General features: G+C 40.2%; 9 protein-coding genes. All 9 read right to left on the bottom strand.

What is annotated here, in order from left to right:
• Positions 1-43: 43 nt before the first annotated feature.
• Positions 44-1,363: a hypothetical protein gene (locus N475_RS20505; RefSeq protein WP_063356377.1), complete on the bottom strand. Its 1,320-nt coding sequence runs from the start codon at positions 1,361-1,363 to the stop codon at positions 44-46.
• Between the two features lie 544 nt (positions 1,364-1,907).
• Positions 1,908-4,742, bottom strand: coding sequence for a hypothetical protein (locus N475_RS20500; protein WP_063356378.1), 2,835 nt, complete (start codon positions 4,740-4,742; stop codon positions 1,908-1,910).
• A gap of 119 nt (positions 4,743-4,861) precedes the next feature.
• Entirely contained in the window at positions 4,862-6,340 is a 1,479-nt protein-coding gene (locus N475_RS20495; protein WP_063356379.1) for a DNA/RNA non-specific endonuclease, read from the bottom strand.
• A gap of 272 nt (positions 6,341-6,612) precedes the next feature.
• Positions 6,613-7,560 carry a hypothetical protein gene (locus tag N475_RS20490; RefSeq protein ID WP_063356380.1) on the bottom strand — a complete coding sequence of 316 codons (948 nt, stop codon included), beginning with the start codon at positions 7,558-7,560 and terminating at the stop codon, positions 6,613-6,615.
• A gap of 175 nt (positions 7,561-7,735) precedes the next feature.
• Positions 7,736-8,905: a hypothetical protein gene (locus N475_RS20485; protein WP_063365866.1), complete on the bottom strand. Its 1,170-nt coding sequence runs from the start codon at positions 8,903-8,905 to the stop codon at positions 7,736-7,738.
• Between the two features lie 109 nt (positions 8,906-9,014).
• Positions 9,015-11,276 carry a GNAT family N-acetyltransferase gene (locus N475_RS20480; protein ID WP_063365865.1) on the bottom strand — a complete coding sequence of 754 codons (2,262 nt, stop codon included), beginning with the start codon at positions 11,274-11,276 and terminating at the stop codon, positions 9,015-9,017.
• A 37-nt stretch (positions 11,277-11,313) separates the two neighbouring features.
• Positions 11,314-11,712 carry a hypothetical protein gene (locus N475_RS20475; protein WP_063356383.1) on the bottom strand — a complete coding sequence of 133 codons (399 nt, stop codon included), beginning with the start codon at positions 11,710-11,712 and terminating at the stop codon, positions 11,314-11,316.
• Positions 11,713-11,777: 65 nt separating this feature from the next.
• Positions 11,778-12,134 (bottom strand): hypothetical protein, encoded by a 357-nt coding sequence (locus N475_RS20470; RefSeq protein ID WP_063365864.1) that lies wholly within the window; start codon positions 12,132-12,134, stop codon positions 11,778-11,780.
• Between the two features lie 54 nt (positions 12,135-12,188).
• Positions 12,189-12,608 carry a hypothetical protein gene (locus N475_RS20465; protein WP_063356385.1) on the bottom strand — a complete coding sequence of 140 codons (420 nt, stop codon included), beginning with the start codon at positions 12,606-12,608 and terminating at the stop codon, positions 12,189-12,191.
• Between the last annotated feature and the right edge of the window lie 103 nt (positions 12,609-12,711).

Genomic DNA, 12,711 nt, shown 5'->3' with positions numbered 1-12,711 from the left:
TCTCGTAAGAATCCAAAAACGGCAGCTATTTCGCTGCCGTTTTTTATTTAATGAGTGTTTCTCCGTTAATACGAGACACAAGTAGGATGAAAACATTATCTCCTGCTGTCGCTTTATCTGCGTGCGTGTACAAATATTGCCTGTAATCAGAGAAATCTCTTGGTGCCCCTTCAAAACCGGATAAATGCAAATGCGTTCGAGTTACTTCATGGTTTGTCGCTTTAAACGCATCGCCATAGGTCAAAGTAGGGATTGTTGCATTTAGAGGGCCAGACACATGCCAGCGTGTGTATTCAACATTATGTTCCGAAGAGTCAAAGTAGAATTGCCATTTTGCGGATTGAATACGACTATCAATCGTCTTGAAACTATAATCAAACTCCATTTGCTGTGTGAGAGCTAATTTAGCAGCACTTAAATGGCCGCTTAATTCGTCAGGAACAGTTGGCAGTACAACTTCACCTATCTTGCCATCTTTTTTGATTCGCCTCTTGATCCCTGCGTATACCATTTCATAACGCCCTGTCTGTGTGCTCCTTGAAACAGCATAATTGCGTAGTTCATTCGTTTCTGAAACAGAAGGATAAATATTCAATTTTGTTGAGTCACTCACAAAATCCATCTCGGAAAAGATTTCGTTATCGTTATTATCTTTACCGTTTACATATACTTGCGTTCCATGCTCCAAACTGGAAGTAGCGACAAGCACCCCCTCATGGACAAACTGATTTCCATCAACGACCACTTTGGACATCGTCTTTGGCACGTCTATGGCAGCCACCGTGGTGAAATCATAACCGGGGCTAGTGAGCGTGTAATAGAGTTTTGTATTGTCACCACAGAGTGAGGGGAAATCTTTAAAATAACTTACGCTACCTCCTCCTTCTTTAGACAAATAATATTGACTGTGAGAGATGGCCAGCGGGCTGAAGTCTACTTCAACTTGACGGCAATCACAGTAAGCCATTTCATCTTTAAACTCTATTGTGTTTAGTTCTGCGCCATTGGCAATATCTAACTCAGTGAAAATTGTCCGTACTTTAGTATATTCATCAAGACCTTCAAGACCAACAAATGACACTGATTGAGCGCCTTCAGGTAGTTCTTTGCTATAGAAGCCGCTATTATTTGGAGAGTCGATTAACAAAGGGCTGCCGTCCTCACCATGAAACACGATATTAGCCAGAGGGTAGCCAACTAGCTCTCCACATTTATTGCGTTTTTTAACGTTAACAGTGAGCTTAGGCTTAGATAACGCTGCTGGAATAGAAGCATCTTTATCAGCTGTATTATGAGACGAGCCACCACATCCTCCAAGCATCAAAGTAGCAAGCATGATTGAAGACACTGTATATTTGTTCATGTTCATTCCATTCTATGTAGATATTCGGCGTCATTGTACACAAAGCGGAACCATGTTTCTTTAAATATACGCGGTATAAGTCGTTAAAAGTAAAATTAATTATCAAAAGTCATACAGCTATATGTTTGCTCATTATGTGCAGATAAAAGAACGCACTGTCATTTATCACTTTGCCCCCCAATCACTATTGGCCGTCCTTTATCAAAAAGCGGTTAATGAAAGTGAATATCCCAAACTTGTACAGTAGCCCCTTTATTATTGCGCTAGATTGAATAGAAAAAGCAGCCATGTGGCTGCTTTTAGTTTGACTCATATATCAGAAGTATAGAGTGTGTTTCGAGTCATAAAGTAAGTAGCCTATAATGATTAAGCATACTATGTGTTCCTTTTACATGTTGTACCAAATTGGCCTAAAAAGTGATGTGGTCTTCACCGCTCAATTGGCCTGAGTTGACCTTAACGATAAATCTTTAAGTTAGGTATTACACGTTCATTACACACATTGCTTTAATCGCAATACACTGAATTTGACAGGTAATTAGAACTACATGAGGAAAAGTCTTTCTTTGTCGATACTATCTAAGAAGTCTTGTGCAGCAGCTTTGTTTTCCTCGTTTTTAGAGCGATTGGTACGATAGTCCGTGGCTATTTCCTCGAGCTTTTGTAAGATAATCCGGCGTTCTAAAATAGTAGATGCCTTGTGATACTCATCTAACTTATCTGCCACCTTCGCTTTACTCCAGCTAAGTTCAATAAACCAGAAGTTCTTTCTTTGAACCGCTTCACTCCAAACTTTGGAGGTCCAAATATATGTGCCACTATTTGGTAAATTATCCCTTTCGGCCTTAAGTTTTTGATAGATTTTCCCGAATTTAAGGCGGTGTGGCATCAGCTTAAGCAAATTAGTATACCTTTCTCTGATGTCGTCTTTTTGTGGCGGGCTTAATGGACTGTATACAGTCTTCCTTGCAACCTCCGGCAACTTTCGTTTCGCTTCTTCATCTGTGTACTCGATGTGACTATCATCTTTTTCAAGCTGCGCTACCCACTTATCAACACCTAGGTTTTCTTTCGTTACTTTTACTGGCTCTGGCTTTTTGTTGGCGAATTCGCCTTTAGATCGCTCAACATGATAACCCTTGCCATTTGGATTCTTCTTAATCGTGCCATCAAGGGTATACTCACCTAGTGTCCAATCGCCTATAGAAATAGAGGCAATTTCTTTTTCAAAAGTAAGTACTTTTGCTTTAATTGAAGCTCCCACTTCTGCTTCTAACGACCCAGTTAGGCTGAAGTCACCTTGCATTGGCCAATCTTTATCAATGCCAAAGTGACCAAAACTGTCTCCACCTTGACCGCGAGTATATTTCAAACGCCCAGAGGTGAGTATTTTCCCTTCAACACCTCCTCGAATCTCTCCAAACAGCCCACCTTGCACCTTGGCAAGATAAGGAACCCCCACAAACGCGCCAGCTTCAATACGTGCTTTTGCTTTCGCACTGGCGGATGCTTCACCAATGACATTAAAGACCATTTCAGTATCGGTATTTTCTTCTTCTTTGTTGCGAAGTGAAGCACCAATACCGGCACCAAATTCAAATCCGCCACTCACATCGATAGCCACACCCGCAAAGCCTGCACCTACCGGAAAATCTAGAGAAAATGCGGGGAAATCTATCCCTTTTTTCCACTCCCCTTTGATCCCACCTTCTCGCTGCTCATGGTCGTAATACGCTTCAAGTCCTAAAATACGTGCTCTAAGTAACTGCAGTCCATTATTTTGATCCTTTTCATAAGTAAACTTGCCTCCTTCAAATTTTATCGAAGAAAGACCTTGGTGGACTTTCAGCTGTTTCAGCTCGAAGACTTTTCCAAAATCAAAGTTGCCTGAGAAAAAGCTCGACTCTACAATCGCTTTGTCGTTCGCTATTTTAGAGTTGTCATGGTCCAAATCCATATAGGCATTTTCTGCCTCAATTTTATCTTTGGTAAATTTGGCCTTACTCATTGCTAGCGTCATTGTGGTGTGTTTACTCACAGGGATTTCGATGTCGGCTTGTTCAATTTCACCACCGAGTTGCTCGTCATGGTACATCACTTTAGCTTGCGTCACTGATGCTTTTACTCCTGCGGGCAGTCCATACAGAGAAACATCTGTGCCAACCTCAAATTCAGGTGCCGTATCCTTCGCAACTTCAACTTCACCCGAAAGGTTGCTTACAGACAAGTAGTTTGGGATCACCTCAAAGGTATCAGATGAGGCAATTTTCGCTCGTGATGATTTAAATTTACCAGCTGTATCGAGTTTAAGATCAAAATCACCATCTAGCTTCTTTTTATCCCAAAGGGGAACATGTGCATCCCCCGAAAAATGAACCTCTTTTTGCTGCTTGTTGTAGTGCAATGACATTAAATCTGAGTAAACTCGCTTATCGGCAATGTCCAACCCAACAATGCTGGCTTTAAAACTTGAAAGACCTTCATCATTAATGACAAGCTCATCACCTAGTACTTGGTGGGCGCTAATAATGCCACTGAATCCAACGCCCTGTTGACTAACAAAGACGGGTTCAATAGATACCTCCCAGCCAGAGCCGAAAGGTAGCTTGATGTCGATATCACCGCCAAACTGCTGGCCAAGCAAGTTAACTTTTGCCACACCAGTGCCATGCAACCCTGCCCGCTTTGGCTTATTGCCCCCTCCTTCCCACTCCATTAGTTCAGGTTGATTAATACCGAGAGAAATAAACTTGTTATCAACGATATTGGGAGACGATTCAGATTCTGATTTATCATTTGGTGCCGGTTCCTCCGGGGAACCATTGTCAGCACTGATCCCCATCAGTCCGGCGACTCGACTGGAAAGCTTATCTTGAATATATTTAACCCAAGACTCTAAATTTTCTACTAGCGCACTTAGAGCTGAATGAGCATCCTTGCCTTGTTTTAGCCATTTATAAATATAAGCTTCATCAATATCTCCCCAGGCCATGGCTATCCAACCACCATTATAAAACTTATTGGCAACCCACAGCCACATTTTACCAATGGCCCAAAGTACAGCAGACACTACACCAGCTGGCACTTTTGCTAAATAGACCAGTGCCTGTGCAATAGCTGTTACCCAAGGGTTTAAGGACTTTAAAGACGTCATGGCGTAGTTAAATACACTTGCTATAATCCATTTCGCAGTTTGATCCCCTTGGAAGTGATCCCACACAATCTGCGAAGCATAGCTTTTAGCAACATCCACACCCGATGATAAGAGATCAACACTTACTGAATCTTCATCGAGCGCTTTGCTAACTGACAACGCCGCTTTAGTGGGGTACATTTTTGAAGCAGGATTAAGCTCCTGTTCTTGCTGTTGTTTTTGCATATTCAAAAGTTTCCTTTTGTTGAGACGAGAATTTTGGAAGGTAAAATGGGCACTACTGAGCAGTAGGAAGATACTTACATACGAATGAGCGCGAAAAGGGTAAAACTGTACAAATTTACTTATTTTAGTGCCGCTTTGAGTGCGTCTATACGGGCTTGGTCCCATGTCCAAAACTTGCTACTTTTTTGATTACTTGTCCAATCTGTATAGTCTTTGAGTATATGTTTATCGTCCTTGTGTGATTTTCCAAGTGGCTTTGTCAATCCTTTTTTATTTTTCCATGGCCGCATATAGTCTATGCTGTCAACTTGGTTGTTTTTGCTCTTAACTGCTTTGTTTGCAAAAGTCTTTAATTTAGCAACATCACCTGTAGCTGTGTGTTTTTGCTTGTACTCTGAAGTAATTGTGATATCAAATGTGCCCTGCGAATGGTATTGACTGACAGCATCTGTACTTGTGTCATTAAGCACTTTAACCGAGCACTGAAAATCTGCTTTAGGCGCGGCGCCACTTTTATACCCGGGTGCACTTTCAAGCTGATATGGCGCGGGAGATATGGGGTTCACAGTCACTTTGTATTCAACGATATAACCCGCTGCTACTAAGTTCTTTACGTGTAATTCGACACGAGAATGATGCTCTTTATTCGCAAAACCGGTGATCGGGTATAAGTTAAATTTAAGGGCTGAACCGCCTAAATTATCATTTAGTAGATGCCCTCTTATCCATCCTTTTTCATTAGCATTGTTACCATGATTGTTACGTACCAAGGTCTTTTTCATTAAATCGGCTTGATCTGCATTAACCTCTGCTGACTCACCTCTTGGAGCAAAGCGAGACAACCTTGCCTCAAACTTGTCTCCAACGATATTGCTCATGGTTTGTGTAACACCACTTGAGTCCAAATATTTAAAATCTTTGGCAGCGAAAAACCTTATTTTTGTGTCATTGATTGAATCTGCGCCGGCCGCCTCACGTACCCTTTCTTCACTACCACCAGCTGGAATCGCAATATTCCATGCTGGGTTAATTGAAAAAGCTGCTTCAACTGACTCTTCACCATACTGGAATGCAAAATTTCTAATTAAATTTGCTCCAGGCATTTCTTGCATCGCGGCTTTGTTTATCTCTTTAAAACCGACATCTACAAATCGACTTTCAGGTATTATAAGTTTATAAATATGACTCAATCTAGCACCAACAATCTGATAATAGTGCTGCGCTACGTCTTTAATTTGCTCGCTATTGAGTAACATATCAAAATTACTACTACCAATCTTTTCAATGGCTTCCTCCACTTCGTCTGTTGAAGTAATGTAGGCAGCATGCTCGTCTAAAATTGGCACAAAATCGTCATAACTATCAGAGCTAAGACTTTCTGAATACTCCAAATCCTCAAGAAATATTGTTTCAATATCCTCTTCTTGCATACTGGTATCAGACCCAAAGCGCATATCTGCGTCGCCAATACCATGCACAGGGCTGCGCTTTCGTTTTCGGTACTCAGGTTGCTCGTCAAGTAAATGCCTATTTCGGCGGAACTCTCTGTCTCTCTGTTGCTGTAATTGTCGAGCGGACATATCGGCTTCTGACATCATAATGCTCTACCTTCTTTGAATTATTAGATATAATCGGACTTGTAACTCGGATATGGGGTGGGATACGACTCAACACAGATGAACTTGCTGTGCGCACTATGTACAAAGCAAATAACTTTTCTACAGCATAAAATTATGCTTGCCAGTGTGTACACTCAATAATGAAAAATTAAATTATAAATGACTTATTAATTTAAAAATAAACTGTGGAAATAAAACCACAGTTTATCGTCTTAAAATTTAAAATATATCTAGAGTGTTACGTTAATTTTTTATTCACCATCATATCCATGTTTCTTGTATTCACTTTTCATTTCTGGACCGCCCTTTTTGAATGAAGACTGTGCATCATGCTCCCTAATATTTTCTATAACCTTATTTTTTACATTTTCCTTACTTCGATCTCTTTTGGTATTTTTACTGGTTTCGGTATAGGCCTTAAATAAATTTTCTTCCCTTTTACCCAAATCTGTACTCGTCATTAAATTTTCGTCATAAATGAGCTTCTCTTTTTGCTCATTCTTGTCTTCCATTGTATTGGCGAGCTTCGCTATCATTTTCATCCCTTCAGATTGACCTTCGTCAGTCCACTTCATTAATTCACGCGCATAGCCTGTATACATTGTAGTCGGCTCAGGGTAGTAGATAAAAAGAGGGTCATTACTGTGCAAGGCTTTACGCTCTTCATTCTCAAAAACAGAGACTTGCTCTAAAAACGTATTAAAGTCTCCAAAACACTTATCATTATTATCCTTTTTGCTTCCTTTACTTTGGGATTTAAAACGGTAAGCGCTCGTTCTAACTTCAGTGTCATATTCACCATCAGCCAATGGGTCCAGTGCTAATAACCAATTATCGACTTCTCCTTCGTCCCAAAAACCATCGCTGTCACCGCTTTTGTATCCAACAAAAGCCTCTCCAAACCATGCTTTTCCTCTATCCACTGCCAAATCATGTGCTTCATCTCGATATCTACCAAAAGGAAATTTCTGAGTATTAAATACCGCAGGCGCTCTTACTTTTGAATGCTGAACAGCAAATTTATGACCTTTGACATCATGTGATTTGATCTTACCATCTCCACCCTTAGCACTATTGGTTACCATGACATAACCAACTCTTGGGTTTGGCTTTTTTTTCTCTAGCTCACCGATTAACGCCTTCGACGATTCATCATGAATCCCTATGGTTTCCACGACTAAATTTTTTTCTGCTTGCATTGGGAGTCTCTCCGTTATTTAAAAGTAGCCCTCCAAATAATAAATAGGTTTGAAGCTGACTTTTAATAAATTTTATATGTGTAAATTGGCACTGATTTTCAAAATCATAGATGCTAAAAATTGTGATTTAAATTATAATAAGTTTAAAATAAAACCCCATTTAAATTATAATTAATCATTTAGAATGCAATGTTTTATGCCATTTTAAAATTCGCTCTCCATATCCCTGATCAAGTACAGATTGGTCTATTCTCTTAGCATAATCCTTTATGTCTTTTAGCTGTCTTTTTTGCTTATCACTCTGCCAATCACTATAAACCTCATCTATTTCTGATACCCTTGCACCCAATGCTGTTTTAATCGGGCTGCTAAATTTAAAACTGAATACTTTTTTTGCTACATCCTGACTATTTTTGTTCTCTGTCATCAAATCCCTCGCAGCAGAATCCTCACCAGCCTTCGTATAATTAGATACCTCTCTTAGCCATATAGTGGAAATTTTCCTCGCTTGCTCTCTCGTACCAACTTTATTACTTGGTACTATATCGGCTGCTGTTCTGTTAAATATTGTTGAAGGCTCAGGGTAATAGACTCTCAAAGGGTGCTTGTTAAACAGCTCCTCCCGACCTTCTAGTTCTGCATCATTAATTTTTGAAATGAAATCTGATTTTTCTATGTCAGTCTCGTCAGGTGACTGCCAAATATAAGGCATGCCAATAACTCTTGCTTGCAGGGTTGTACCCGTATTGAGAAATTCGCTTTCGGTCTTGCCTATCGCATTTGTTAATTTATCCAGAGGGAAATCATCATCTCCTGTAATATACAAAGCGTTGTCGCTACGAAGATCTAACGTATTACCATAAGTATTAATTTCTTTTCCAACTTCATGTGCTAGCTCTCGCCATTTTGCAAAGGGAAAGTTCTTCCGTGTTTTTATTGCTTCAGTTTCAGGGATAGTTTGATTGCGTGGATTTTTAAGGTTTTCCGCTCTCAGCTCTTCAAGTTCCTGTTCCGTTACACTGGGCCATTCTAGCTTCCACAAATGGCCAGCTACATTACCCTCTACATTTTTCGATAAAACTGTCTTCTCTATAGACATTGTTCGATTTTGGCTTGTAGTATATCGCCCATTTTTAATATTCCAGCCAATTCTATTTTCTTTGGTTTTGTCACCTTGCTGATTAAACGCATAAGCTACATATATTTGCTTCTTTTGGGCATTTATATTATTTAGCTTTATGCGGGCTTTATCCATGATACTATTTGCCGCATTCTCATCTGACACATACTGAGGTATTTCTAAAATTAATCTTCTTTTATTATTTTCCCGATCAAGTGTTCGCATTTATTTGTCCTTTTAATAATTCCGATTTATGTTTCAAAATACTCATAAACACTTTTAAAAAGTTATTGCTCCCTCCTATGAAAAAATACCAAACAGAAGTCTTTAATGATTACCTAAGACTTAATTCGTAAAAAACTTCCTCCATCACCCCTTCCCCTTTAACTTTTTCTATTTCGTGAAAACCTGACACCTCGAGTATGTGACGGGATACCATGTTATGTGACCATGCAGAAGTATTCAGAAGAGAGATATTGAGCTTGTTAGATAAGTCACGGAGGTGATTGATGATTAACGAAACAGAGCTTTTTCCAAAGCCTCGGTTCTGGAAGTCCTTCCCTACCCAAAAAGACAAATGTGCACTTTGGTATTCAAACTTCCCATCTCCGTGAGTACCTTTTGGCTCAACCGCGTTGAATTCAATTACAACGCCACCAATAAAGCCAAACTCGGCATGAACTAGTGCAAAATGCGCTTTTTGTTTGAGTTTTTCCTCCTCTAACCAGGTATGCCAGAGTGATTGTAACTGCTCGAATTGACGTAATCGGACCCCGCGTAGACGCTCAGCAATATCTGGCCGGCGATACTGTATGTAGTATTCTCGCAAATGTTGCTCACTTACAGGTAGAAGCTTGAGGACGCTATCTTGGCTTTGATTTGCCTGTACATCAAACCAAGGTAATTGGTCGCATCGACTCAAGTATTCCAACATGTTTGAGCGTAAGTTGAGTACTTGCTCATCTTGAGGGTTCAGTTCTAACGCAAGATCAACACTTTGAACTGCAATTTCCATATCGCCCGTTGCCCATGCTGCTAACCCTAGGTTGTGCAAGCAAGCAGTGCTTGGCCCATTTATTTCCATGCGCATTAACATACAAGTTTTTGCCAATGCCCAGTGGCTTAGGTCAATAGCCAATAGCCCGAGTTCAAATGCAAATGTTTCATTTTCATAATCAACTACATGGTTTTCCCAAACTTTGTTCAGTAGTTCACGCCAAGCCGGGCGTTCATTTATAGGACCCCCTTCTTTTAGAAGCCGAGGCAAAAAAATCGCCATAACGAGTGGGTCGTAGTTACTCTGTGAGACATATGCTTGAATTTGAGACTCGGTTAAAGCCTTGGTCGCGCGTTGTAAACTCTGGTGAATATGTTCGTGCGCAGCCGGGGAACCTGTCTTACATGCATTTTCTAATGCATGGGATGTATAACTGAATGTAATACTGTCTTTGTGGCTCATTGATATTGCAAGCGACTTATTATCAAAAGGTAATTTAATGTGCTTTACAAACCCTTTGTTTTCTTCAATCTTGTGAAGTAAACCGATGTCTATTGGCAACCCTATTCCTTCTGGAGAAATAGTTTGCGGCAGCTTTAGACCAAACTCAGGATGAACTTCATCGCTAACAAGTTGAACGACACCTCGAGGAAAAGCCACTTCTATGTTATTGAGTAACTGAGCCGCTTTTATTGGTACCGCTATCGTTTTATTCACTCCCTGTGCCATATAAAATAAGAGTGTATTCTCTAGCCACGGTCTAAGCATATCGTCTAGGCCACTGCTTTCGGATTTTGGGTTGGCTAATTGCCAGTTAACGGCAAGTTGTTTTGTATCAGCCTTAGCAGCACTATGCACTTTACTTTGTTTTTGCAGCGACCAAAGTAATGGCATTGCTGGTTTATCACGCGCTTCTGTGTCGTAATTTTGCGGCACCTCATCCAAAGAAATGGATGCAAACTCAGCACGATAGACCTGTTGATAATGTACTTGATAAACCGCCTGAGGTAATAAAGACAAAACGCCATGGGCGATGAAGACCAGTGGATTTTGTTCTGTGTATATTCTATCGCCATCTATTGCTTGCAATGGCAGTGCTCGAGAAGAATAAATATCCCACTCGATAATCTTTGCTTGTTGTTGTTCGCAGAAATAGCCAAAATCTGGGTGATTCATTAATAGGGTTTGTTTGTTTTCATCCTCAGCGGTAAATATCATACAAAGATTAATATCACTGAGCCCTTGCGATTCAATACTCTGTAGCAACTTGTGAAGAATAGTCAGTCCAAGCCGGTATGTTTGACTACCAGCTTGCAAAATATAGACAGGCTTTGTTGTATCTAACAGTTTGCTGTGTGTTGCTTCATGCAACCAAGCCAATATAGATGTGACATATACCTCGACCCAGGCTTGATTATACTTGGGCTCTGGTACCTCTTTAGGCCAAAAATCAGCATTTATCGACGTCTTAAAGTGACAATTTTGCATTAGATTGGTTGCTAAAACACTCGACTTTGGTGCTTGCGAGGGAACCGCATATTCAACGCCATTGATTACTAGTTCGCCAGCGCTTAGTTTAGAGTTATTTTGTACTGTCATAGTTATAATCTATGTTGATTAAATAAATGATGTTCGACTAACCAATTACTTTAATGATGTAGTTAAGCCCATTTGACGTGCATTCAGGAGGGGCCAAATATGGTCTGCCATTTTTTCCATCGCAAAATTCATATCCATAAGGTAATGTCTCTCCAAACCATAAGAAAACCGCCCCTTTGGGTGTCTGTCCTAGGTTAGGGTTCATCACATCATTTGATTCTGGGAGTGCGCCATCAGACAACCAAAAAGTGCCATCAACAATTAAGTTGCCTTTCACAACTAGGTTTTTGGAAATTTCGAGACCTGAACCATCCTTGCTTATTCCATCTTCCCCTAGCAATAAACAAGCATCTATCCACTTTGCGAATTGAGACTCTGTCGGTTTTGCTCCGCGCCTGAAAAATGACTTAAGTGTTTTTCTCAACTGGTTAGGCATGATAGGTTCTCTGTGTAGATTGTTTTTGTTCGTGTAGTTACCTAGCACCAAGTAAAATAAATGTATTAAGCCAAATTAAAAACATGCCAAACCTGTTGATTACTCTTGAACTCTATAAGTTTGTAATACTTATTCTCTGGCTCTTGTGTCGCTATAAAGTTTCCAACTTCAAGGCCACCCGGCACGACCTGCCATTCTCCATTTGTAGTAATGTCATAGAGCCCATTTTGCGTTTTGTCCGATTGTGCGGCCAACAAAACACGCGATTGCCAATATCTAGGTGGTAAAGGTTCAGCCAAGGATCTGTTGTTCTCAAATACCGTATCAACTGTGCCAAGAAACCCAATGTATCGCTCAAGGTGTAATTGATGTTGGTTGAGACGCCGAAGTAATGCATTAACATTAAAATATTGAAAAGCCATACTTAAGGCTCCAAAAAATTAAGATGGCCAAGCTTGTCACTTGACCAACAATAGTTATACAGCAATTACGCCGTCGTTAAATGTAACCGAAGCCCACAGGTTGCCTTCCATCAGCTTATAAAACTCAGTAGAAGAAGTTGGGGGTGTGCCTAACAACTCAACCAAGTTACCAAGCTCAATATTTGGATAGGCGATCAGATTTAATGTATTTCCAACTCTCTGATATACGCCATTTTGTGAAGTCGTTGATTGCTTAGTGAGTAAAATTTTATTGCCGTCAGCAAGCCCCAATGTATTCGTTAAATAGTTGTCATCATTCGCAGTAGATAAGTTTACGTTCGAGTCTGTTTTTACTGCATTAACTCGGTCTACGATACCGGTATATCTGTATAGTGATTTAGTTGCAGTCATATTAACTGCGATTTGCTCTGCATCGATTGCTGCGAGGATGCCAGATAGAGTTTTCTGTGCCATGACGGCCTCCTTGAAAAATGTAACTTTCACTAAGTCCTAAGTTACGAGTTGATAAATTAGTGGTGTGGAAAAGCGATTTACTTACTGTTGGGTAGGTACCAAA

It is taken from the genome of Pseudoalteromonas luteoviolacea DSM 6061 (assembly GCF_001625655.1).
Classification (GTDB): Bacteria; Pseudomonadota; Gammaproteobacteria; order Enterobacterales; family Alteromonadaceae; genus Pseudoalteromonas; species Pseudoalteromonas luteoviolacea.
The sequence above is the reverse complement of the archived record's forward strand: the minus strand, read 5'-3'. Positions and strand labels throughout refer to the sequence as shown.